Genomic DNA, 22,314 nt, shown 5'->3' with positions numbered 1-22,314 from the left:
CGAACGGCCGCAATCCACCGGCCGAACGACTGCTGACCAAGGGACGCATGAACAACGCAGTGAACGACGGGGTCTGGTCCGGGAGCTGGGTCGCCGAGCGGCTCGGAGTCCAGCTCGTGGGCGACGACGGGCTCACGGAGATGCTGGGGCTCGCCCTGCGCCGCAACCCCAAGCGGGCGCATCTGCTCGTCTCCAACGTGCTCGGCAAGCACGTGCCGCAGTCACCCTCCGTGGTGTACGACGGCGGCTTCGCCCTCGGCCGCCGGGTGCGGGACCTTCTGGGCGCCGAGGAGGCCGCCAGGGCGGTCGTCCTCGGCTACGCGGAGACGGCGACCGGGCTCGGCCACTCCGTCGCCGACGGTGTGGGTCTCGCCCCGTATCTGCACTCCACGCGGCGCCCGGTCGCCGGGGTCGCCCGTGCGGGCGGCTTCGAGGAGTCCCACTCGCACGCCACGTCCCACTTGCTGCTGCCGGAGGACCCGGCGCTGCTGGCCGGCGACGGGCCGCTGGTCCTGGTCGACGACGAGTTCTCCACGGGGAACACGGTGCTGAACACCGTTCGGGATCTTCATTCGCGGTATCCGCGGCGGAGGTACGTGGTCGTCGCCCTGGTCGACATGCGGTCGGCGGCCGACACCGGGCGGCTGGAGGAGTTCGCCCGCGAGATCGGGGCCCGGGTGGACCTGGTCGCGGCGGCCTCGGGGACCGTACGGCTGCCTGAGGGGGTGCTGGAGAAGGGGCAGGCGTTGGTGGCGCGGTACGAGGCCGAGAGTGCCGCGGGGGGTCGTGCGTCGTCCGCGGCGCCGTCCGGGCCGGGCGCGCAGTTCCCCGCGCCCCCAAGCAGCGGCGTTGCCGTGGCCGCGGCCGAGGAGGCGACGGCCGCTCGCGCGCAGGGCCTTGAAGCCGACGTGCACGACCACCCCCTGGGGGCGCGGGGAACTGCGCGATCAGCCCCCACCGGTCCGCACCCGGCAGACGAGCGCACCCACCCCCGCGTCACCCGCGTCGAACTGGCCTGGCCCCGCCGCCTCCCCGACGGCGGCCGGCACGGCTTCACCCCGCAGCACCGCACCCGCCTCGAAGGCGCCCTCCCCGCCATGGCCGCCGGCCTGGCAGCGGCGCTCCCGGCCGACGCGCGGAGCGTTCTCGTGCTCGGGTTCGAAGAGCTGATGTACGCGCCCCTCAGGCTCGCCCGCGAGCTGGAGCAGGTCACCGACGCGGAGGTCCGCTACTCGACCACCACCCGCTCACCCGTCCTCGCCGTCGACGACCCCGGCTACGCGATACGCACCCGCCTCGTCTTCCCGGCCCACGACGACCCCGCCGACGGCCCCGGCGAGCGCTACGCCTACAACGTCGCGGGCGCCGGCTTCGACGCCGTGACAGCCGTCGTCGACTCGGCCGCCGACACCCCCGAACTGCACGCGCCCGATGGCCTGTTGGCGCAGCTCGCCGCGCACACCCCGCACGTCCTGCTCGCGGTCGTGCCGTCGTACGTTCCCGAGCCGCCGCACCTCGCCGTTTCTCCTGGAGACACATCCACCATGCTGCCCGAGCCCCTTCGCGGCCCCACCTTCTCCTCGTACGCCCCGCAGGAGGTCGGCTGGCTGCTCCAGGACCTCTCGGACGTGACGCTGGAGGCGCCGACCGAGGAACGCGAGGAGGCGATCCAGAGCGGCGGCGCGCACTACGCCGAGTCGCTGCCGGTGGAGTACCAGCCGAGCGAGCAGTACCAGGCGCTGTTCCACGCGGCGCTTGAGGAGTCGGCGGCGCGACTGGCGCAGGCCGTGGGCGCCGTCACCGAGCTCGTGCTCGCCGAGCGGTCGCCGCGCCCCGTGCTCGTCTCGCTCGCCCGCGCCGGCACCCCCGTGGGCGTACTCATGCGCCGCTGGGCCCAGTTCCGGCACGGCCTCGACCTCCCGCACTACGCCGTGTCGATCGTGCGCGGCCGAGGCATCGACGCCAACGCCCTGCGGTGGCTGGCGCAGCATCACGACCCGCGTGACGTCGTCTTCGTCGACGGCTGGACCGGCAAGGGTGCCATCACCCGGGAACTCGCCGTGGCCCTGGAGGAGTTCGAGAAGTCCGACGGCGTCACCGGCTTCGACCCCGAGATCGCCGTACTGGCCGACCCGGGCTCGTGCGTGCGGACGTACGGCACCCGCGAGGACTTCCTGATCCCGTCCGCGTGCCTCAACTCCACGGTGTCCGGCCTGATTTCGCGTACGGTCCTGCGCGCGGACCTGGTCGGCCCGAACGACTACCACGGCGCGAAGTTCTACCGCGAACTCGCCGGCACCGACGTCTCCGTCGCGTTCCTGGACGCCGTGGCGGCGCGCTTCCCGGAGGTCGTGGACGCGGTCGAGGCGACGGCCAAGGAGCTGCTGTCCGGCGACCGCGAGCCGACCTGGGAGGGCTGGGCCGCAGTCGAGCGCATCAGCGAGGAGTACGGCATCCACGACGTGAACCTCGTCAAGCCCGGCGTCGGCGAGACCACGCGCGTGCTGCTGCGCCGGGTGCCCTGGAAGATCCTGGCCCGGGCCGGCGCCGGAGCCGACCTGGACCACGTACGTCTGCTCGCCGAACAGAGAGGGGTCCCGGTGGAAGAGGTCACCGAACTGCCGTACACCTGCGTGGGGTTGATCCACCCGAAGTACACGCGGGGCGCGACGGGTGCCGACGGCAAGGCGGTGAACGTCTGATGCCGGTACTGGTGGCGAGCGACCTCGACCGTACGCTCATCTACTCCGCCGCGGCCCTCGCGCTGACCATGCCGGACCCGCGCGCGCCCAGGCTGCTGTGCGTGGAGGTGCACGAGAGCAAGCCGCTGTCGTACATGACCGAGACCGCGGCACAGCTGCTGACCGACCTCGGCGACGCGGCGGTCTTCGTACCGACGACGACCCGGACCCGCAAGCAGTACCAGCGCATCAACCTGCCGGGCCCCGAGCCCAAGTACGCCATCTGCGCCAACGGCGGCCACCTGCTCGTCGACGGCGTCTCCGACCCCGACTGGAACGCACAGGTCACGGCCCGGCTGGCCGAGCAGTGCGCGCCGCTCGCGGAGGTGCAGGACCACCTGATGGCGACGGCGTCCCCGGCGTGGGTGCGCAAACACCGCATCGCCGAGGACCTCTTCGCCTACCTCGTCGTCGAGCGCGAGCTGCTGCCCGAGGAGTGGGTGAAGGAGCTCGCGGTGTGGGCGGAGAACCGGGGCTGGACGGTGTCCTTGCAGGGCCGCAAGCTCTACGCCGTCCCGAAGCCCCTCACCAAGAGCGCCGCCATGCACGAGGTCGCCCGCCGCACCGGCGCGGAACTGACGCTGGCGGCCGGTGACTCCCTGCTGGACGCCGACCTGCTGCTGGCCGCAGACAGGGGCTGGCGCCCGGGGCACGGCGAGCTGGCCGACACCGAGTTCACCGCCCCGGCGATCAGCGCGCTGCCGGAGCGGGGGGTGCTGGCGGGGGAGCGGATCTTGAGGGAGTTCTTGAAGGCTGTCGGCGGAGCCGCACACTGATACGGCCCCGCGCCCCTCGGAGCGTCCGGCCTGCCGCCTCTCAGCTGCAGCAGCCTCCGCCGCAGCAGCCGCCCCCGCCTCCGCCCGACTTCGGCGTGGGGGCGGGAGCCGAGGCCGTGCCGCCCACCGCGACCGTCGACAGCAGCTTCACCGTGTCCTCATGCCCCGCAGGGCACGCGGCAGGGTCGGACGACTCCGCCATCGGGCGGCTCAGTTCGAACGTGTCGCCGCAGCTGCGGCAGCGGTACTCGTAGCGAGGCATGCGCACAGGTTAGCCCCGTCAGTGTCCGGCCCCGCGCTCCTCGCGGATCTGGGCGACGACCCGGGCCACCGTCTGCCGCACCGCCTCGGTCTCGGTCAGGAAGTGCCAGTAGTCCGGGTGGCGGCCCTCCAGCGTGCCGATGGCCCGCTCCAGCCGCGCGACCGAGTCGTCCAGCGGGCGCGCATGCCGCGGATCGGGCGTGTTCCGCCCCGCCATGGCCAGCCGCTGGGCGTCCCGGATCGCGAAACGGGTCCGGTCGATCTCCTGCTGCGGATCCTTCTGCACGGCGTTCAGCTGCCGCAGCCGGTCACCGGCGGCGGACACCGACTCGTCGGTGCTGTTCAGCAGCGCCCGCACCGTCGACAGCAGCGCGGTGGCGTCCGGCCAGCGCTGCTCGTCGCGCGCGGCCTGCGCCTCCTTCAGCTTCAGTTCGGCCTGCCGTACGTTCTCCCCGGCCCGGTCCGGGACGCTCTGCAGGTCCTGCCAGCAGGCCACCGTGAACCGCCGCCGCAGCTCGCTCAGCACCGGCTCCACCTGCCCCGCACGCGTGGTCAGCGCCTGCGCGCGCGTCCGCAGCGACACCAGCCGGTGATCGATCTCGGCGGCTTTCTCCGGCAGCCGCTCGGCCTCCACCCGGACCGCTTCCGCTTCGCGCGCGACCCGCTCGGCCCGCTCCAGCGTCTGCGGGACGCCGTGCTGCCCGGCGCCCTGGTTCAGCTTGGTCAGCTCCGGGGCGAGGGCGGCGAGCCGTGCTGCGAGGTCGTCCGCCTTGAGCCCCGATCCCCGTACGGCATCCAGGGCGTTCGACGCGGACAGCAGGCCCTGCCGGGCCCGCTCGACGGCCGGGGCGAGGCGGGCCAGCTGTGTCTCGGCCTTGCCGAGCAGCGGCCCGAGCCCGTCCGTGAACCGGTTCAGCTCGCGCTTGGCGTTGTCGAGCTCGTCCTTGGCCTTCGTCAGCTCCGTACGGGCATGGGAGGCGGCCGACGCCTCCAAGTCGTCACGGTCGAGGTCATGGGCGTCGACGGCCTGGATGTACTGGTGACTGACCTCGTCGATACGCCGCCCGAGCGCCTCGAAGTCGGTGATCGCCCTGCGGGCGGCCGGCGAGTCGTCCACTGCCGCGATCGTCTCGATCGAGATCCGCAGATCCCGCTGGGCGGTGTCCAGCTCGTAGAACGCGGCCGCCGCGGCGTCCTTGGCGGCCTGTGCCTCGGCCCGCTGACTCTCGGCACGCCCGCCGAACCACCGCCGCGTACCACCACCGGCGAACGCGGCGGGCAGGACGAGGGCGGCGACGAGGGGGAGCGCGACCAGGGCGAGGGTGTCGCGGACGGCGAGGCGCGCGCCCCGGGCGATACGGACCGCACCGCGCGAGACGTGATCGAAGTTGGAGACGCGAGCGACCTGACGTACGGGAAGCGAGGCCTGCCGCGCGGGATGCCCCGGCGCGCCCGGCACTGACGGCGAGTTCGGCTGCGGAGGTGTCGCCGTCACATCCCTCTCCCGTGCTGTCATTCACCCTGCCCGGTGTCATTCTCCCACCGGTTTAGGACGAACACACGGGCCGGTTAGTTCGCGGTTCGGACAGTGACTTTTCCGTCACCGGTGCGGGCGGAGACGACGTGGGAGCTGGTGTCGTCCCGGGGCACGGACACATCGACCGAGCCGTCACCGGTCTCGGTGGACACGCGGTACGTGGCCCGGGGCAGCTCGATCGTCACCGAACCGTCGCCGCTGCGGGTCTCCACCAGGTCCGGCACGGTGCCGAGTTGGAGGCGGACCGAGCCGTCTCCGGTCTGCGCCTTGACCTGCCGCGAGGACACGTCGGAAACCCGCACCGACCCGTCTCCCGTCCTCAGGTCCAGCGGCCCACTGGAGTCGGTGACCCGCACGGACCCGTCCCCCGTACGAACGCTCAACGCATCCCGGAACCCCCGCGCCCGCACGCTCCCGTCCCCGTCCTCGACCTTCACCTTGACGCCGCGCGGCACCTCGATACGGTGCTTGGTCGAGCAGTTCGCGATCATGCCCGAGCACTTCTCCCGCAGTACCAGCCGGTCGTCCTCCATCGCCCACGTCACCTTCGGATCCGACCCGATCGCGACCGACCCCTGGAACCACCGGGTCACCTCCACGGCGCCGGACTTGTTCTTGTCGGCGGCGACGATCTCCAACGCGGAGTCGTCGGAGTCGATGGTCAGCGTCCGCCCCTCCAACGCGAAGGACCGCCGCTCAGGGTCCTTGTCGTCCCCGGCGGAGGCCCCACAGGCGGTGACCCCGCCCAGCAGCACCACGACGGCCCCGGCAACCACGGCGGCACGGACGGGAACGGTACGGGCCATGACGATCTCCCCCTGGACTTCCTCAGGACTTCCCTGGGGCCGACCTTTACGGCCCAGGGTTGCGGTGATGCCTCGACCGTACGGATCCGGGGCCCGCCGGGGGATCCGGGCCACTCCCGGATCCGTGGTGGGGATAACCCCAGGGTCTTCCGGCCCTCCCGGTCCTCCCGGGGCGTCCGCGATACGGGTTTGCGGGGCATGGCCCCTGGCAAGGTAGGCTGTCGACTCGTTCTCGGGTGCGTAGCTCAGGGGTAGAGCGCCTGCCTTACAAGCAGGATGTCGGCGGTTCGAAACCGTCCGCGCCCACAGCAGTGGAGGACCCCGACCTTCGTGGTCGGGGTCCTTCGCGTTTCAGCGCTCGTCGGCCGACGGCGCGTGGGCGTGTTTCAGCTTTGTGCGGGCGTCCACCCGCTCTGCCCCGGTGATTTCCGACCAGAAGCGGTGGCCGCTGACGAAGACCGCGAGTTCGCGCTCGCGCTGCCGGAGTTTCTCCACCTCGGCCTGCTCGTCCTGGGTCCAGCCGGGGGAGGCGGGGCGCTCGACCTTGCGCCAGCTGTTGTCGTCACTGAAGCCGTCCAGGGGCACGACCGACCAGGGAAGCCGCTTCAGGAGGGCCGACAGCTCGGCCCGGACCTGATGCAGCTCCTCCTGACCGGCGAGAAGGTCACTCGGAAAGTCATAGGGCGTAGCCACGGCTCAATGCTACGCCTGTTCGATTTTGGGTTGCGAGCGTCTTCGGGGGGTTCATGCGAACGGGTGTGCCGGAGCACGTCAGTTGGCCACTCGGCGCCGGTCGCCCGGTCCCCGCAGGGGGCGTGGCGAAGTCACGCCCCACGTAACCTCTTCCTGTGTCAGCCTCCCCCCTGCGTCGCGTCGCCGTCCTCGTGCTCGAGGGTGCGAAGCCGCTCGATGTCGGAATTCCCGCGCAGGTGTTCACGACCCGCGCGAGCATGCCGTACGAGGTGCGGGTGTGCGGGGCGACACCCGGTCTCGTGGCCGGCGGCGACGGCCTCGCGTACTACGTCGCCCACGGCCTCGACGCGCTCGCGTGGGCCGACATCGTCTTCGTGCCCGGCTACCGGTTCCCGGACCGTGACGACCCGCCGCAGGCCGTCGTCGACGCGCTGATCGCCGCCCACGAACGGGGCGCGCGGCTCGCCGCTATCTCGACGGGCGCCTTCGCGCTCGCCGCCACGGGCCTGCTCGACGGCAGGCGCGCCACGACGCACTGGCACTACACGCGGGCACTCGTGTCCAGGCATCCGCTCGTCCAGGTCGACGAGAACGTGCTGTTCGTCGACGAGGGCAGCGTGCTCACCTCGGCCGGCGCCGCCTCCGGCATCGACCTGTGCCTGCACATCCTGCGCGGCGACCTCGGCGTGGCCGCGTCCAACCACGCGGCCCGGCGTCTGGTTGCCGCCCCCTACCGCAGCGGCGGCCAGGCCCAGTACGTGCCGCGCAGTGTCCCGGAGCCGCTCGGCGAGCGGTTCGCCGCCACCCGCGAGTGGGCGCTGCACCGGCTCGGTGAGCCCCTCACCCTCGACACCCTGGCGCGGCAGGCCGAGGTCTCGCCGCGCACGTTCTCCCGGCGCTTCGTCGAGGAGACCGGCTACACGCCGATGCAGTGGGTGATGCGCGCCCGCATCGACCTGGCCCGCGAACTGCTCGAGCGCTCGCAGCGCAGCGTCGAGCAGATCGCCGCCGACATCGGGCTCGGCACCGGCGCGAACCTGCGCCTGCACTTCCAGCGCATCCTCGGCACCACACCGAGTGAGTACCGGCGCACCTTCACTCGGGGCGAGTGACCGGTCCCCACCGCTGGGTGGCGGGATCCTTTTGAACCATGGCGATCCCGCCACTGTCAGCGGCGTGAGTCGCGGGCGACCCTGGTGGCGAAGGGAAGGGACATCACTCATGACTCGCATCGCCATCAACGGATTCGGCCGCATCGGACGCAATGTGCTGCGCGCCCTGCTGGAGCGCGACAGCGCCCTCGAGATCGTCGCCGTGAACGACCTGACGGAGCCCGCCACTCTCGCCCGGCTGCTGGCCTACGACAGCACGGCCGGCCGGCTCGGGCGTCCGGTGACCGTCGACGGGGACGCCCTCGTGGTCGACGGCCGTCGGATCAAGGTGCTGGCCGAGCGCGAGCCGGCGCAGCTGCCGTGGGCCGAACTCGGCGTCGACGTCGTCCTGGAGGCCACCGGCCGCTTCACCTCGGCCAAGGCCGCCCGGGGCCACCTCGACGCGGGCGCGAAGAAGGTACTCGTCAGCGCGCCGTCGGACGGCGCCGACGTCACGCTCGCGTACGGCGTCAACACCGACGCGTACGACCCGGACCTGCACACGATCGTCTCGAACGCCTCCTGCACCACCAACGCGCTCGCGCCGCTGGCCAAGGTGCTCGACGAACTGGCCGGTATCGAGCACGGGTTCATGACGACGGTGCACGCCTACACGCAGGAGCAGAACCTGCAGGACGGTCCGCACCGCGACGCCCGTCGCGCCCGGGCCGCCGGCGTCAACATCGTGCCGACCACGACCGGCGCCGCCAAGGCGATCGGCCTGGTGCTGCCGAGCCTCGACGGCAAGCTGTCGGGCGACTCGATCCGCGTACCGGTGCCGGTGGGCTCGATCGTCGAGCTCAACACGACCGTCGCCCGCGACGTGACGCGCGACGACGTGCTGGCGGCGTACCGCGCCGCGGCTCAGGGGCCGCTGGCCGGCGTTCTGGAGTACTCGGAGGACCCGCTGGTGTCGTCCGACATCGTGGGCAACCCCGCCTCGTCGATCTTCGACTCGGCCCTCACCCGCGTCGACGGCCGCCACGTCAAGGTGGTCGCCTGGTACGACAACGAGTGGGGCTTCTCGAACCGTGTGATCGACACGCTCGAATTCCTCGCCACCCGCTGACCGGACGCTCCGGTCGGCCGGTCGGGCCGGCCGGAGCGCCAGTCACAACGGGTGTGCGGTGGCTAGTGGCCCGCGTCCCTCAACTCGCCGACCAGGCGCGCTGTTACGGGTGCCGGCACCGCGTGGCGTTCGGCGGCTCGTAGCAACGCTCCGCCGATCGCGTTCAGTTCGAGGGGGCGGCCGGCCTCGGCGTCCCGTTGCATGGACGACTTGGTGGCGGGCGGGAAGGCGTCGTAGCGGGCGAGGGCCGAGGCCGGGTCGGCGGGGCCGCCGCAGGCGCGGCTGACGGCTGCCGTTTCCTCGACCAGGGACGTCAACTCCTCGCGGTGGTGCGTGCGTACGTCGCCGAGAGGGAGGGCGTGGCGGGTGGTGAGGAGGGCGAAGGGGGCCAGGAAGGACATCTTCGCCCAGAGGGCTGCCGTCTCGTCCGGGAGGACGCGGGTGGTGGGGCCGGCCGCGTCCAGAGCTTGCGCGAGGGCTTCGAGGCGGTCGCGGGGGACGGTGTCGCCCGTCAGGTCGATCTCCGCGAAGGGGCTCGTGTGCTCGATCTCCCCGGGCGCCACCCGAGTCGACTCGACGCGGATGACCGCGGGGGCGACGCGGTCCGGGCGGTAGTGGGTGCGGAGGGTCTCCGGGTGTTCGACGCCGTTCAGCAAAGGGACGATCAGGGCGTCGCCGAGCGCTGCGCGCGGGGCGCGGCCCAGGGCCGTGTCGAGGGCGGTGGCCTTGACCGTGATCAGGCAGGCGTCGACGGGTTCACGGAGCTCGGTGTCCGCCTCCACCTGAGCCGTGAAGTCCCCGAAAAGGCCGCTGCGGACCTGGATTCCGGTCGTACGCAGAGCCTTGGCCGTGTCGTCGCCGGCCAGGCAGACGACGCGGTGCCCGGACCTGGACAGCAGCGCGGCGAGCAGGCCGCCTATGCCGCCCGGGCCCAGTACCGCCACCGTGAGTCGGTCGTTCGCCGTCGTGCGATGCGCCGTCATGCGGCTCCTCTCGTCGGTCGGCCCCTCAGTGGTGGCCGCCTTGGACGTGATCATGGCAGACAGGGCCCTGTCCGAGGGAGACTGTTAGGCATGTGCCGCAGCATCAAGACACTTCGTCCGCCCGCGCTGCCCGAAGAGGCGACGGAGGAAGACATCCGCGCCGCCGCCCTGCAGTACGTCCGCAAGGTCTCCGGCTTCCGCGCCCCGGCCGCGCACAATCAGGAGGTCTTCGACCGCGCCGTCGATGTGATCGCCGAAGCCACGGCCGACCTGCTGGCCGGTCTGGAGATCCGGGGGCAGGCCGCCCGCCGGGCGGGCTAGAGGGTTCCTCCGGAGTCCGCCGGATCCGGGTGACGCGCCTTCCGGTGAGGGCGGGCGTCAGTACCGCTGCGCCTTGGCGATCTCGGCGGTCAGGCGTGGCTCGGGAGGCTTGCGGCTGATGGCGAGCGGCTCTGCCCGCTCGCCGGGTTCCAGATCCTCCGCGCCCACGAACCGGGTCTCGGCGACCTTGCCCTCGGAGTCGCGGAAGTCGACCTGCACCGCGTAGGACGCGGTCTCGTCGGTGCGGTTGGTGATGTTCACGACGACGGCCAGCAGACCGCCCGTTTGGGCGCGTGGCTTTCCGGTGAGCGACACGTCCGCGGTGGCGTTGCCGCGGCCGTCGACGTCCTCTAGTTCCCGCTGGGCGGCCTGGTTGGCCCGCATGATCTCCGCCGACACGGATGCCTCGAACTCCGAGGCGCGGGCGGAGGCGGAGGAGGCCGCTGCGGAGGCCCGCTCGCGGGCGGACGCCTCGAGCGAGGAGAGGGCCGTGGCCGCCGTGCCGGAGAACGAGGCCGTATCTGGGGGCGTGGGGGTCGGCCTGGGGGAGGCGGCGCCGTCGCCGCTGTCGTCCCCGCCGCACGAGACCAGCGTCGCGGCACCCGTGGCCGCGAGGAGCAGTCCGGCCAGGGCGGTGCGCACGCGGGCGCGCTGCGATGGTCTCGTCGCCTTCGGCGCGCGGGCACTCATGCCAGTGGGTCCCTTTCCTCGCGGCGGCGGGGCGAGTCGGACGCGAACCCATCGAGCGACCTGACCGATATCGACCTGATTGATATCGAGCGACCTAGTTGGCGGCGCTTGCCCCATTGCGTGGGATCCATCGTGCACGCCATGTGCTCATGCGGCCACTCAACGTCGCGGAGGGTTACGCCGGCCTGCGCCGTACCAGGTACGTCGCCACTGCCCCCGCCGCGAACAGCGCCCCCACCGACACCGCCGTCGCCAGCCACGTCGCTCCCAGCCACTGGGCGCCGAAGTAGCCGAGGGCCACGCTGTAGACGGCCCAGGCGAGGCCGGCCAGGGCGGACCAGGGAAGGAAGTCGCGGGCGCTGCGGTGGGTGGCGCCGGCGCCGAACGAGACGACCGAGCGGCCGGCGGGGGCGAAGCGGGCCAGGACCACCAGGGCGCCGCCGCCTCGGGCGAGCGCTGTGCCGAGACGTTCCTGCGCCGATGTCAGGCGGCGGGAGCGGGCGATCGCGCGGTCCAGTCGGGCGCCGCCGCGCCGGGCGAGGCGGTAGGCGACCAGGTCGCCCAGGACGGAGGCCGTCGCGGCGCAGAGCGTCAGGGCCAGGATGTCGGGGACCTCGCCGGGGACCTGACCGGTCGCCGCGCCCGAACCGGCGGCCGCCGCCGTCGCCGCCGTGATCACCAGAACGCCGCTGGGCAGCACCGGTACGAACACGTCCAGCAGGACCGACAGGCCCACCACCACATAGATCCAAGGGGCCGCTGTCAGCGAACCCACGTCCTCGAGACCCTCGAGCACCGCAACTCCCCGTGTTTCCCCCCGTGGCCAGACCGTGCCGCGACGTCGCGGGGGAGCGGCAGGGGCGGCCTATGACAGCCATACAGCGTACGCCGGGGGTGTGACAGGAGGTTCATCGGGGGCTCGTGTGTTCGGCACAGCATGTTCACACGGCCGCAGCGAAGCGAACGGCGCCCGCACCCGCGTGAGCCTCGCGGGTGCCGGCGCCGTCGTGCGCGAGCGGTGGCCGTCCGGCCGTCAGGCAGTGACCGGCGTCTGGTCCGGCGCCGTCCTGCTCTCCGTGCCGGAGCGCTTGGCGAACAGCCGGTCCAGGCCGAACGCGCCGGAGCCGGTGAAGATCAGCAGGAACATGGCCCAGCAGTACATCGCGGCACCTTCGCCGCTGTTCTCGATGGGCCACAGCCCCTCGGGCTGGTGGACCTTGAAGTACGCGTAGGCCATGGCGCCGGAGGCGATGAACGCGGCTATGCGGGTGCCGAGGCCGAGCAGGACCAGGCTGCCGCCGACGAGCTCGATGACGGCCGCGTACCAGTTGGGCCAGGCGCCGGTCGCGGCGGTGCCGCCCTTGCCGTCCACGCCGCCGAAGGCGCCGAGGATGGACATGGCGCCGTGGCAGGCGAAGAGCAGGCCGACGACGATGCGGAACAGGCCGATGGCATACGGCTGGGCGCTGTTGAGGCGTCCGGTCATGTGGGGGACTCCCTCGGTCTGAGGTTTACCGGTCCCAATGAGGAACGGTGTGGGGACGGATACTGATCGGTAGGCTCCACGTTAGGTAGACCTAATCAACACTTGCAAGTTCAACATTCGGCCATCGCGTCGCCTCGGCATCCCCTCCAGGCCCAGGAACAGCCGCACGTAGCGCCGCTCTCGCCACCGCATCCGCATCCGAAAGAGTGACCGAATCCACACCCGGCCGCGCCCCGGCCGCCGTCACCCAGTGCACGCCCTCCGTGGGCACCCCGAACGCGAACCGCCTTTCATGCGCGCGGCCCTGACGGTCGATCAGACGGTACGGCCGCTGTGTTACGTCCAGTCCTCCCGTTTCGTAACCATCGACGGCGTGCGGTCGGCACTGCCCGGTCTTCAGCAGCCGTGCCAGCAGTTCGTCGCCGCTGCGGCGCAGGTCCGGTTCCGGCAGCCGCGCCTCGACGAGGGTCGTCACCCGTACCGCCGAGCCCGGCACCTCGGGGGAGTGCGCCACCCACGCCCCCCGCTCCTCCCGCACCTCCAGCCGTGGCCCGAGCACCTCCACCACACCCGCCTCCATCAACGCCGCCAGCTCCTCCACGCGCCGCCGAGGCGGGCCGATGGACAGGAAGGCGTTGAGCGGGGTGTACCAGCGGTCCAGATGGTCCCGGCGGGAGGCGCCGGCGAGGCCGCCGTGGTCGACGACGAGCCGCAGTTCGTTGCGCAGGTCGCGCAGCACGTCGAGGGCCGACTTCAGCGGGCCGTGCACATTGCCCCGGGCGGCCTGGGCCGCGTCCTCGTGCAGATACGCCAGCAGCCAGTCGCGCCACCGCCCCGGATCCGCGAAGTCGCATCCCGCGTACGGCCGGGACACCCGGTCCCAGCTCCAGCGCTCTCGCTCCGGCACGCCGAACTCGTCGAGCAGCAAGGCTTCCTGGGGGTCGCGGTGGGGGACGGTGAGGAAGCGCTCCGCGAAAGCCGCCTGCTGCCGCGCCTCCGCTATCAGCGCTGTGTAGTACACCGTCTCCACCTCCTTCGCCACCAGCGGCCATATCTCCGCGAGGAAGTCCGGCGCCTCGCCCGAGTCCGCCCGCTTACGGAAACCGGCGATCACCTCGGGCGTCAGCACGAGCGGGAGGTGGCGGCCGTACGCCCCCTTCGCGTTGTCGCCGCGTGCCTGGTACGGGATGCCGCGCCGCGAACCGGCGTACACGCGCGGCTCGTTGCCGGAAGGGACGTAGCGCAGTCCACGGCCGCCCCCGGCGCGGACGAAGCTGCCGCCTCGTCCCGTCGTCAACAGGGCCATGTGATCGAAGAAGTTGAGGCCCAGGCCGCGCAACAGCACCGGTTCGCCGGGCGATACGGAGGACAGGTCGACGTCGGCCGGGTTCGCGGGCGCCACGTAGTGCAGGCCGTGGCGTTCGGCGTACCCGGCGAGGTGGCGCTGGGTTGCGTCGGCGGCCGTCGGCAGATGCCCCTGCGCGAGGACCACGGCGGACAGGCCGGGCAGCATACGGCCGTCGTGGAGGGTGAGGATCTGGCTGCCGTCGAGCGTGTCGTCGAGCCGTACCGCGCGGGCCGCGTACGTCTCGACGCGCACGGTGGGCGGTGCCTCGCGGACGACCTTCGCGAACACCCACTCCAGGTACCGGCCGTAGTGGGCGCGGGTCGGGTACTCGTCCGGGCCCAGAGCGCCGCCCGCCCAGTCGTACAGGCTGGGGCCGGGCCGGATCGGGCCCGAGCAGTCCACGCTCTCGTCGGTGAACAGGGTGACCTGTGAGGACACCGTGTTCATCAGCAGCTCGGGCGACTGGGCGGTCCGCCAGACACGCCCCGGGCCGGGCGGTGCCGGATCGATCACGTGGACCGTGAGACGCGCCCCGGGCGGGACGAGTTCGGGAGCGGAGGCGCACAGGCGTTCCAGGACGCTGGTGCCGCGGGGGCCGGCGCCGACCAGGGCGACGGAGACCGTGGGGGAGTCCGGGGTCGGCGCGGAGGGCGGTGCAGACAAAAGGGTGACTCCCGGGCGTGTGGGGCGCATTGGAGCGAACCGCCGGGTGGAAGCGGACGGTCCGGCTCATCATGCCGTCGGGGGCGGGGTGAACCGAGCCTTGGGGCGAGTGAGTGTGGGATGCATCACGAACACCACGTGCGTCACGCCACACGCGGGCCTCTATGCGGTGGAACCGTCTGTTTACGGGGCGAGTTCGGACTCTGCGATCGTCCGCAGCCGCGCCCCGGCACCCCGCCCCCCGGCGCCCTCGGCCCCCGCTCCTCGCACCGCCCGCGCCTGCTCCAGCCGCAGCCGGGCCGAACGGCCCCGCAGTGTCAGCGTCATGAGCTGGTTGCCGAACCAGGGCCCGCCCGTGCGGCGCCAGTCGACCGGCGGCTGGGGACAGCCTCCGTGCCCCGCGAACCGCCGTCCGAGCCAGCGGCCCACCCCGCTCCAGCCGAAGCGGAAGCCGAGCCGGATCGCCGCATGGATGGCGTTGTGGACGGGCGAGCAGGTCAGCTGCAGGACACGGGCGTCGGGCCCGCCGCCGTCCGGCCAGGTCGGCTCGGCCACGTACGCGTGGTGCACGTCCCCCGACAGCACGCACACCGTCGCCGGCGCCTGTGCCCCCGACCCGACCTCGGCGATCAGCTCCGTCAACGCGTCGAAGGACGACGGGAAGGCCGCCCAGTGCTCCAGATCGGCCCGCCGCCGCAGATCCTCCCCGAAGCGCGCCCAGCGCTCGCCGCGCTCACCCCGGCACAGCGAGGCGTTCCACGCCTCGGCGTCGTGCACCAGGTGCGGCAGCAGCCACGGCAAGGACGTACCGATCAGGAGGTGGTCGTACGAACCACGCGCGTCGAGCGCCTGCTCGCGCAGCCACCGGGCCTCGCCCGGGTTGAGCATGGATCGCGAGCCCTCGTCGAGGACGCGGGCCGCCCGTGTGTCCACCATCAGCAGTCGTACGCGGCCGAAGTCGCGCCGGTAGCTCCAGCGGACGGAGGCAGGATCGGCCTCCGCCTTGCAGGCGAAGGAGCGCAACAGGTCGGTGCCGTCGGGGGTTTCACGTACGGCGGCGTAGAGCGGGTCGGTGGCCAGCTCGGCCGGCGACAGGTTGCCGAGGTGCTGATGGACCCAGTACGACATCAGCCCGCTGAGCAGCCGCTCGCGCCACCAGCTCGTTTCCCGCATGTCGGCGAGCCAGGCGGCCGAGGTGTTCCAGTCGTCGATGACGTCGTGGTCGTCGAAGATCATGCAGCTCGGCACGGTGGACAGCAGCCAGCGCACCTCGGGGTCGAGCCAGGACTCGTAGTACAGCCGGGTGTACTCCTCGTAGTCCGCGACCTCGTCGCCCGGCGGTTCGCTCAGGTCGCGCCGCGCGGCCAGCCAGCGCCTGGTCGCCTTGGACGTCTCGTCGGCGTACACCTGGTCGCCCAGCAGCACCAGCACATCCGGCCGCTCACCGTTTGGTTCGGCGGCGATCCGCACGGCCAGGGTGTCCAGGGCGTCCGGTCCGACCGGGTCCGGCTCACCGGCGGGCGGTGCGGCCCAACGGCAGGATCCGAAGGAGAGGCGGACGGTGTCGGTGTCGCCCTCGGCGGGGGTGCGGATGAGGGAGGGCGGGAAGGGGGAGTCGGGCAGCGGCCACACTCGGGCGCCGTCGAGGAGGACCTCGTACGACTGTGCCGTGCCCGGGGTGAGGCCGGTCACCGGGATCAGGGCGTAGTGGTGGCCCGCGACCTGGAAGGTACGGGACTCGCCGCCCGCGCCGTCCGCGCCGCGCACCTCGGCCGTGCACGGACGGCTCGCCTCGACCCAGACGGTCGCGGCAGTGCCGTCGGCGTACCTCAGCAGTGGACCAAGCCGCAGTTCGGCCACGTGATCGCCCTCCTCCGTCGCCCCGTACGGTACGGAACGACGGAGGGGATCGGGGAGGTTCCGCAGATCACGGTTTGCCGAACTCGGGCAGTACCGCGTCAGCGATCCGTCAGCAGCTCGCGAGGTAGTTCGTCAGGGCGGACTTCTCGGCCGAGTCGACCGAGAGGTCGTAGTAGTACTTCACCTGCACCCAGGCGCGCACGTAGGTGCAGCGGTAGGCCGTGCGCGACGGCATCCAGGTGGCCGGGTCCTGGTCGCCCTTGGCCTGGTTGACGTTGTCGGTGACGGCGATCAGCTGCGGGCGGGTCAGGTCGTTGGCGAAGGACTGGCGCCGCGAGGTGGTCCAGCTGTCGGCGCCGGAGTCCCAGGCCTCGGCCAGCGGGACGAGGTGGTCGATGTCGAGGTCGGAGGCGGCGGTCCAGGTGGCGCCGTCGTAGGGGGAGTACCAGCTGCCGCTGGTGGCGGCGCAGGAGGAGTCCTGGACGACGTTCGTGCCGTCGCGCTTGAGGACGACCTCGCGGGTGTTGCAGGTGCCGGACTGGGTGATCCAGTGCGGGAAGAGGTCGCGGTTGTAGCCGGTGCGGTCCTCGGTGGCCACGGTGAGCTGGGCGAGGTAGCTGCGGGCGGTGGCGCCGCTGACGGGGGTGGGGAGCGCGGCGGAGGCGGTCGGAGCGTTGAAAAGCGCGACGGAGGCTATGAGGCCGCTGAGGGCCGCGAGTATGCTGACCCGTCGACGCGCGTAGAACTTCGACATGCTGACTCCCTTGGGAGGTGGGGGTGTTGGCGAGCGAGCGAAGGAATGCTCGCCGCGCCGTGTTGCGGGGAGGTGTGCGTCGGGTGAGAAGTTAGTGTCGCGTTCATGACACGACAAGGTTGAGGGCCGGACTTTCTTTCTGTGGACTGGTGAGCGGCCTCGCGTACGATGGGTGGCGCAGAAGGGGAGTAGCTCTTCGCCGGACCGTCGACATACTGCTCAGCTCGTCTGAGCCGGCGCCCGGAGGCGGACCTCGTATCCGAGGTCGGCCAGCGAGACCTTCGGCAAGCAGTGCACGCCCGTGCCGTACGGCACGGGTGCCGAGTGTGCTGCCGTGCCGAGGTGTCGCAGCGCAGTGACAGTGCTCTCGGTGGGGCAGCCCGACCGATTGAGGAACCTTGATCAGCTTTACCGTGACGGCGGTCGTCTTCGGCGTCGTCTTCCTCGCCGAACTGCCCGACAAGACCGCGCTCGCCGGGCTCGTCCTCGGCACCCGCTATCGCGCCTCGTACGTCTTCGCCGGCGTCGCCGCCGCGTTCGCGGTGCATGTCGCGCTGGCCGTGGCGGCCGGCAGCGTGCTGACGCTGTTGCCGCAGCAGCTCGTGCAGGCGCTGACCGGTGTGCTCTTCCTCGGTGGCGCCGCGGTGCTGCTGATGAAGAAGGACGAGGACGAGGCGGAGGTCCGCAAGCCGGAGAACCAGTCCTTCTGGAAGGTGTCCGGCGCCGGGTTCATGCTCATCCTGGTCGCCGAGTTCGGCGATCTGACGCAGATCATGACGGCGAACCTCGCCGCCCGCTACGACGACCCGCTGTCGGTCGGTGTCGGTGCGGTGCTGGCGCTGTGGAGCGTGGCGGCGCTCGGGATCGTCGGCGGGAAGGCGCTGATGCGGCGGGTGCCGCTGAAGCTGATCACCAAGGTGGCGGCGCTGCTGATGCTCGGACTGGGTCTGTGGAGCCTGTGGGAGGCGATCGCCGGCTGAACTGTCGGTGAATGGTTCACGGAGGCGGTGGCGCAAAGCCCGCCGCGTTTTGTACCGTGGGGGAACAAAGTGGTTCCCGCCTGTTCTCCCTGACCGGCGGGCGGGACCACCTTGTCCCTCCGGGGGCCACCCCTGTCACCCCCGCGCCCCTCGCCCTGGAGCTGCCGATGTCGGCCACCGCCGCGCCCACCACGCCCACCGTGCTCACCGCCCGTGCCCTCCTGCTCGACATGGACGGCACCCTCGTCAACTCCGACGCCGTCGTGGAACGGATCTGGCGTCGCTGGGCCGAGCGGCACGGACTCGACGGCGACGAGGTGATGAAGATCGTCCACGGGCGCCAGGGGTACGCCTCGATGGCCCTGCTGCTGCCCGACCGGCCGATGGAGCAGAACCACGCCGACAACGCGCGCATGCTCGCCGAGGAGACGGCGGATGTGGAGGGCGTGGTGCCGATTCCCGGGGCGCCTGAGTTCCTGGCCTCCCTGCGGGGGCTTCCGCATGCCCTCGTGACGTCCGCCGACGTGCCGCTCTCCACGGCACGGATGGCCGCCGCCGGGCTGGAGCAGCCGGAGGTGCGGGTCACCGCGGAGTCGGTGGGCGCCAGCAAGCCCGATCCGGAGGGCTTCCTGAAGGGCGCCGCCGAGCTCGGGATCGCGCCGGAGGACTGCGTAGTCTTCGAGGACTCGGGCGCGGGGATCGAGGCCGGCCGGGCGGCCGGGATGCGGGTCGTGGGGGTCGGACCCCGCGCCGGGTTCCATGGGCCGGATGCGCTGGTCCCGGACCTGCGGGAGATTCGGGTGGAGGCTTTGGGGGACGGGACGATGCGGGTGTACGTCGCCTAGGGCCGGGGGCGGCCGACGGTGCTGCGGCCGGCCCAAGGGGCGCGGAGAACTGCGGGACCGGCCACGCACGTCCCGCAGCCGCCATCGGGCCCGAACCCCCGAGCTCTCAGGCGAAACCGCGTCACGGTTCGGAAGTCTCCGACTCCAACGCCTCCCGCGTGGCCAAGTCATACACCCCGTACTCGTCCGGCTGGATGCCCCGGGCCCACTGGTAGCGGATGACCGCGTCCTCGACGCCCTCGTTGTAGTTGCCCCTGGCCTCCCGCGTGTAAAGGCCGAGTTGGGTCAGGCGGAGCTCGAGTTCCGTGACCTCGGGGCCCCGGTCGCCGCGCTGGAGGGTCGCAGGCGCGGGGTCCCGCGCGGCGGCGGAGTCCTCCTCGGGGCCGGCGGCCTCGGTGGCGGACGGGGAGTTCGTCGGTTGCGAGGTCGCTGACGGAGGCGGGGACGCGCTCGACCTCGACGGCGACGGGGAAGCGGACGCGCTCTCCGTGGGCGACGGCGACGCCGGCGGCGCTGCCGACTGCGTCGACGGCACCGTGGGGGACGGCGTCTCCCGGGCCTCGCTGGTCGACGGCGCCGGCACGCTCGCCCGTACGTCCTCCGGCAGCGCCGTCTCCCGTACCGGCGCCTCGTACGTGAACAGACCGCTCGCCAGGCCCGCCGCCGCGAACACGGCCACGAGCGCTCCGCCCGCCCCCAGCAGGACCGTGCGCGTACGACGGTGACGGGCGGAGGTCACGTCGGGAGTGCCGGACGGATCAGAGCTGCCGGACACCCCGTCCGGCTCGAACAGGCTCAGGTCCTGCGCGCTCGGTGTCGTCGCCGGGGGCGCCAACGGAGTGGCCGGCGCTGCCGGCACCGCTCGCAGCGGCATCGTCTCGCCGCCCGCTTCGCCGGTACCCTCCAGCTCCACGTATGGCCGTATCCGCAGCGGATCGAAGTCCTCCGCCGCGGCCGCCTCCGCCGTACGGGCGTCTCGCAGGGCCTCGGACACGCGCAGGCCGCAGCCGCAGGACGGGGTGTTGTCGGTCCCTCTCGGCGTACCGCACTCCGGGCAAAGGTGACCGTTCTGGCCTATCGGGCCATCCTGGCTGTCCGGACCCTTCGCGCCCGTCGGCTCAGTCACTTGTTCGTCCCTCCCCTCGCGAACTCCCCAGATTATGCAGACGTTCCTCACGTCGTCTCCCCAAGCCCCCGGAAGGACTGCTTCCAAAGGGACTCGACAGGCCGTAACGGGGCATAGCGATCACGATGGGAGGTGCATGGGAGGTGTAGCGAGACGCTCGGGAGGTCTTCATGGCCGAGGACGCGCACGGTATGACGGGAAATGTGCGTGACGCGCAGGACCCGCAACGGCGAGCCGACGCGCCCGAGAACGTGCCCGGCAACGTACTCGTCTCCATCGGCGCGCTGCTCCTCGGCATGCTGCTCGCCGCACTCGACCAGACCATCGTGTCGACCGCCCTGCCCACCATCGTCAGCGACCTCGGCGGCCTTGAGCATCTGTCCTGGGTCGTGACCGCCTATCTGCTGGCGTCCACGGCCGCGACTCCGCTGTGGGGCAAGCTCGGTGACCAGTACGGGCGCAAGCGGCTGTTCCAGATCGCGATCGTGATCTTCCTCGTCGGCTCCGCGCTGTGCGGCATGGCGCAGGACATGGCCCAGCTCATCGCCTTCCGCGCCCTTCAGGGCATCGGGGGCGGCGGGCTCATGGTGCTGTCCATGGCGATCGTCGGCGACATCGTCCCGCCGCGGGAACGTGGGCGGTATCAGGGGCTGTTCGGGAGCGTGTTCGGGGCGACCAGTGTGCTCGGGCCGTTGCTCGGCGGGGTGTTCACGGAGCATCTGAGCTGGCGGTGGGTGTTCTACATCAACCTTCCCATCGGGGTCGTCGCCCTCGCCGTCATCGCGGTCGTGCTGCGCATTCCGCGTAAGTCGACGCGGCATGTCATCGACTATCTGGGGACGTTCCTCATCGCCTCCGTCGCCACCTGCCTCGTGCTGGTGGCCTCCCTCGGGGGGACCACATGGGCGTGGGGGTCGGTGCAGATCGTCGGGCTGGCGGTGCTCGGGGTGGTGCTCGCCGTTGCGTTCGTCGCCGTTGAGCGGCAGGCTGCCGAGCCTGTGCTGCCGCTGAAGCTGTTCCGCGTGCGGACGTTTTCGCTCTCGGCGGTCATCAGCTTCATTGTCGGCTTCGCCATGTTCGGCGCGATGACCTATCTGCCGACGTTTCTCCAGGTCGTGCAAGGGGTCAGCCCGACCACGTCCGGGCTGCACATGCTGCCGATGGTGGCCGGCATGCTGCTGGCGTCGACCGGGTCCGGGCAGATCGTCAGCCGTACCGGACGCTGGAAGGTGTTCCCGATCGCGGGGACGGGGGTCACCACGCTGGGGCTGTTGCTGCTTCACCAGCTGGACATGGACAGCTCCGCCTGGGAGATGAGCGTCTACTTCTTCGTCTTCGGGCTGGGGCTCGGCCTGGTCATGCAGGTGCTGGTGCTGATCGTGCAGAACGCCGTCCCGTACGAGGATCTCGGCGTGGCCACCTCCGGGGCGACGTTCTTCCGGTCCATCGGGGCGTCGTTCGGTGTGGCCATCTTCGGGACGATCTTCGCCGGCCGGCTCGATGACAAGTTGGTCGAGGCGTTTCGGGGCGTTTCGCTTCCTGCCGGGGTTTCACTGGAGGGGCTGGAGGCGGATCCACGGGACATCGGGGAACTTCCTGCGGCGTTGCGGCCGGCCGCGTTGGACGCCTACGCGTCCTCGATCACCGACGTGTTCCTGTACGCGGCGCCGGTCGCTCTGGTGGGGTTCGTGCTCGCCTGGTTCCTGCGGGAGGACAAGCTGCGGGGGTCCGTGACCGCGCCCGATGTCACCGAGACGCTGGCCAGCAATCCCGTCGAGCGGTCGTCCTACGACGAGGTGTGCCGGGCGTTGTCGGTGCTCGGCACCCGGGAGGGGCGGCGGGAGGTGTACCGGGACATCACCGAGCGGGCGGGGTACGACCTGTTGCCTGCGGCCAGTTGGCTGTTGTTGCGGATCAAGAGGTACGGATGGGTGGAGCCGGGGGTGCTCGCCGAGCGGAGTTCCGTGCCGCTGTCCGTGATCCTCGACGCGGCTCGGGAGGTGGAGGGGCGGCGGTTGGCTGTTCGGGAGGGGCTCGATCTGGTGCTGACGGATCGGGGGCGGGAGGTTGCCGAGCGGTTGGCGCTCGTTCGGGAGGAGTCGTTGGCCGAGCTGTTGGGGGACTGGTGGGGGCCGGATCGGCCCACCGATCTGGTGCAGTTGGTCAAGGAGTTGAATGCGGAGTTGTGCGGGTCTGATCGGGAGCAGCCGCGGGATTCTTGAGC

At 71.7% G+C, this 22,314-nt stretch carries 20 protein-coding genes and 1 tRNA gene; 9 read left to right on the top strand and 12 right to left on the bottom strand.

Annotated elements, in window-relative coordinates; all coding sequences use genetic code 11:
* The first annotated feature begins 47 nt into the window (after positions 1-47).
* Both AB5J55_RS12640 and AB5J55_RS12635 read left to right on the top strand, forming a co-directional pair.
* Complete coding sequence (locus AB5J55_RS12640) at positions 48-2,702, top strand: phosphoribosyltransferase (RefSeq protein WP_369270768.1); 2,655 nt, start codon at positions 48-50, stop codon at positions 2,700-2,702.
* Entirely contained in the window at positions 2,702-3,517 is an 816-nt protein-coding gene (locus tag AB5J55_RS12635) for an HAD family hydrolase (protein ID WP_369270767.1), read from the top strand. The genes AB5J55_RS12640 and AB5J55_RS12635 overlap by 1 nt, the downstream gene beginning before the upstream one ends.
* A 40-nt stretch (positions 3,518-3,557) precedes the next feature.
* Here the strand turns inward: AB5J55_RS12635 and AB5J55_RS12630 are convergent, their stop codons facing one another.
* The 3 genes from AB5J55_RS12630 to AB5J55_RS12620 form a co-directional block, all read right to left on the bottom strand.
* On the bottom strand, positions 3,558-3,779 hold the full coding sequence (locus tag AB5J55_RS12630) for a zinc ribbon domain-containing protein (protein ID WP_369270766.1): 222 nt from the start codon (positions 3,777-3,779) through the stop codon (positions 3,558-3,560).
* A gap of 18 nt (positions 3,780-3,797) precedes the next feature.
* Positions 3,798-5,273 carry a hypothetical protein gene (locus AB5J55_RS12625; RefSeq protein ID WP_369270765.1) on the bottom strand — a complete coding sequence of 492 codons (1,476 nt, stop codon included), beginning with the start codon at positions 5,271-5,273 and terminating at the stop codon, positions 3,798-3,800.
* 74 nt (positions 5,274-5,347) lie between these two features.
* Positions 5,348-6,121 carry a DUF4097 family beta strand repeat-containing protein gene (locus AB5J55_RS12620; RefSeq protein ID WP_369270764.1) on the bottom strand — a complete coding sequence of 258 codons (774 nt, stop codon included), beginning with the start codon at positions 6,119-6,121 and terminating at the stop codon, positions 5,348-5,350.
* Between the two features lie 234 nt (positions 6,122-6,355).
* On the opposite strand from AB5J55_RS12620, the gene AB5J55_RS12615 reads away from it, so the two are divergent.
* Positions 6,356-6,427: transfer RNA gene (locus AB5J55_RS12615), tRNA-Val, on the top strand.
* 45 nt (positions 6,428-6,472) lie between these two features.
* Here AB5J55_RS12615 and AB5J55_RS12610 read toward each other — a convergent pair.
* Entirely contained in the window at positions 6,473-6,814 is a 342-nt protein-coding gene (locus AB5J55_RS12610; RefSeq protein WP_369270763.1) for a hypothetical protein, read from the bottom strand.
* Positions 6,815-6,969: 155 nt separating this feature from the next.
* On the opposite strand from AB5J55_RS12610, the gene AB5J55_RS12605 reads away from it, so the two are divergent.
* Both AB5J55_RS12605 and gap read left to right on the top strand, forming a co-directional pair.
* A complete protein-coding gene (locus tag AB5J55_RS12605) occupies positions 6,970-7,926 on the top strand; it encodes a GlxA family transcriptional regulator (protein WP_369270762.1) in 957 nt (318 codons plus the stop codon).
* 109 nt (positions 7,927-8,035) lie between these two features.
* On the top strand, positions 8,036-9,034 hold the full coding sequence (gene gap / locus AB5J55_RS12600; RefSeq protein ID WP_369270761.1) for a type I glyceraldehyde-3-phosphate dehydrogenase: 999 nt from the start codon (positions 8,036-8,038) through the stop codon (positions 9,032-9,034).
* Positions 9,035-9,096: 62 nt separating this feature from the next.
* On the opposite strand, the gene AB5J55_RS12595 is transcribed toward gap, so the two are convergent.
* Positions 9,097-10,017: a ketopantoate reductase family protein gene (locus AB5J55_RS12595; RefSeq protein ID WP_369270760.1), complete on the bottom strand. Its 921-nt coding sequence runs from the start codon at positions 10,015-10,017 to the stop codon at positions 9,097-9,099.
* 90 nt (positions 10,018-10,107) lie between these two features.
* Between AB5J55_RS12595 and AB5J55_RS12590 the strand changes: the two genes are divergently transcribed.
* Positions 10,108-10,338 carry a DUF2277 domain-containing protein gene (locus AB5J55_RS12590; RefSeq protein ID WP_328428060.1) on the top strand — a complete coding sequence of 77 codons (231 nt, stop codon included), beginning with the start codon at positions 10,108-10,110 and terminating at the stop codon, positions 10,336-10,338.
* Between the two features lie 57 nt (positions 10,339-10,395).
* On the opposite strand, the gene AB5J55_RS12585 is transcribed toward AB5J55_RS12590, so the two are convergent.
* The 6 genes from AB5J55_RS12585 to AB5J55_RS12560 form a co-directional block, all read right to left on the bottom strand.
* On the bottom strand, positions 10,396-11,028 hold the full coding sequence (locus tag AB5J55_RS12585; RefSeq protein WP_369270759.1) for a hypothetical protein: 633 nt from the start codon (positions 11,026-11,028) through the stop codon (positions 10,396-10,398).
* A 175-nt stretch (positions 11,029-11,203) separates the two neighbouring features.
* A complete protein-coding gene (locus AB5J55_RS12580; protein WP_369270758.1) occupies positions 11,204-11,824 on the bottom strand; it encodes a DedA family protein in 621 nt (206 codons plus the stop codon).
* A 237-nt stretch (positions 11,825-12,061) separates the two neighbouring features.
* On the bottom strand, positions 12,062-12,514 hold the full coding sequence (locus AB5J55_RS12575) for a DoxX family protein (RefSeq protein ID WP_369270757.1): 453 nt from the start codon (positions 12,512-12,514) through the stop codon (positions 12,062-12,064).
* A 91-nt stretch (positions 12,515-12,605) separates the two neighbouring features.
* Positions 12,606-14,555, bottom strand: coding sequence for an FAD/NAD(P)-binding protein (locus AB5J55_RS12570; protein WP_369270756.1), 1,950 nt, complete (start codon positions 14,553-14,555; stop codon positions 12,606-12,608).
* A 153-nt stretch (positions 14,556-14,708) separates the two neighbouring features.
* Positions 14,709-16,385: an alkaline phosphatase D family protein gene (locus AB5J55_RS12565; protein WP_369270755.1), complete on the bottom strand. Its 1,677-nt coding sequence runs from the start codon at positions 16,383-16,385 to the stop codon at positions 14,709-14,711.
* A 109-nt stretch (positions 16,386-16,494) separates the two neighbouring features.
* The gene (locus AB5J55_RS12560; RefSeq protein ID WP_369270754.1) at positions 16,495-17,139 is read right to left on the bottom strand and encodes an HNH endonuclease family protein; all 645 of its coding nucleotides are present in this window, start codon (positions 17,137-17,139) and stop codon (positions 16,495-16,497) included.
* A gap of 398 nt (positions 17,140-17,537) precedes the next feature.
* Here AB5J55_RS12560 and AB5J55_RS12555 point away from each other — a divergent pair, with 398 nt between their 5' ends.
* Together AB5J55_RS12555 and AB5J55_RS12550 are read left to right on the top strand one after the other, a co-directional pair.
* A complete protein-coding gene (locus AB5J55_RS12555) occupies positions 17,538-18,119 on the top strand; it encodes a TMEM165/GDT1 family protein (RefSeq protein WP_369270753.1) in 582 nt (193 codons plus the stop codon).
* A 167-nt stretch (positions 18,120-18,286) separates the two neighbouring features.
* The gene (locus AB5J55_RS12550) at positions 18,287-18,964 is read left to right on the top strand and encodes an HAD family hydrolase (RefSeq protein WP_369276168.1); all 678 of its coding nucleotides are present in this window, start codon (positions 18,287-18,289) and stop codon (positions 18,962-18,964) included.
* A 121-nt stretch (positions 18,965-19,085) separates the two neighbouring features.
* On the opposite strand, the gene AB5J55_RS12545 is transcribed toward AB5J55_RS12550, so the two are convergent.
* Complete coding sequence (locus tag AB5J55_RS12545; protein WP_369270752.1) at positions 19,086-20,090, bottom strand: peptidoglycan-binding domain-containing protein; 1,005 nt, start codon at positions 20,088-20,090, stop codon at positions 19,086-19,088.
* A 170-nt stretch (positions 20,091-20,260) separates the two neighbouring features.
* Here AB5J55_RS12545 and AB5J55_RS12540 point away from each other — a divergent pair, with 170 nt between their 5' ends.
* Complete coding sequence (locus tag AB5J55_RS12540; RefSeq protein WP_369270751.1) at positions 20,261-22,312, top strand: DHA2 family efflux MFS transporter permease subunit; 2,052 nt, start codon at positions 20,261-20,263, stop codon at positions 22,310-22,312.
* Positions 22,313-22,314: the final 2 nt, after the last annotated feature.

It is taken from the genome of Streptomyces sp. R11 (genome assembly GCF_041051905.1).
Lineage (GTDB): Bacteria > Actinomycetota > Actinomycetes > Streptomycetales > Streptomycetaceae > Streptomyces.
Note: the sequence above shows the minus strand (reverse complement) of the source record. Positions and strands in the feature narration are given on the sequence as shown.

Coding starts and splice junctions, on each gene's coding strand:
- AB5J55_RS12640 (WP_369270768.1), top strand. CDS start 48: ATGAACAACGCAGTGAACGACGGGGTCTGGTCCGGGAGCTGGGTCGCC.
- AB5J55_RS12635 (WP_369270767.1), top strand. CDS start 2,702: ATGCCGGTACTGGTGGCGAGCGACCTCGACCGTACGCTCATCTACTCC.
- AB5J55_RS12630 (WP_369270766.1), bottom strand. CDS start 3,779: ATGCCTCGCTACGAGTACCGCTGCCGCAGCTGCGGCGACACGTTCGAA.
- AB5J55_RS12620 (WP_369270764.1), bottom strand. CDS start 6,121: ATGGCCCGTACCGTTCCCGTCCGTGCCGCCGTGGTTGCCGGGGCCGTC.
- gap (WP_369270761.1), top strand. CDS start 8,036: ATGACTCGCATCGCCATCAACGGATTCGGCCGCATCGGACGCAATGTG.
- AB5J55_RS12595 (WP_369270760.1), bottom strand. CDS start 10,017: ATGACGGCGCATCGCACGACGGCGAACGACCGACTCACGGTGGCGGTA.
- AB5J55_RS12590 (WP_328428060.1), top strand. CDS start 10,108: ATGTGCCGCAGCATCAAGACACTTCGTCCGCCCGCGCTGCCCGAAGAG.
- AB5J55_RS12585 (WP_369270759.1), bottom strand. CDS start 11,028: ATGAGTGCCCGCGCGCCGAAGGCGACGAGACCATCGCAGCGCGCCCGC.
- AB5J55_RS12575 (WP_369270757.1), bottom strand. CDS start 12,514: ATGACCGGACGCCTCAACAGCGCCCAGCCGTATGCCATCGGCCTGTTC.
- AB5J55_RS12570 (WP_369270756.1), bottom strand. CDS start 14,555: ATGCGCCCCACACGCCCGGGAGTCACCCTTTTGTCTGCACCGCCCTCC.
- AB5J55_RS12560 (WP_369270754.1), bottom strand. CDS start 17,139: ATGTCGAAGTTCTACGCGCGTCGACGGGTCAGCATACTCGCGGCCCTC.
- AB5J55_RS12550 (WP_369276168.1), top strand. CDS start 18,287: ATGTCGGCCACCGCCGCGCCCACCACGCCCACCGTGCTCACCGCCCGT.
- AB5J55_RS12540 (WP_369270751.1), top strand. CDS start 20,261: ATGGCCGAGGACGCGCACGGTATGACGGGAAATGTGCGTGACGCGCAG.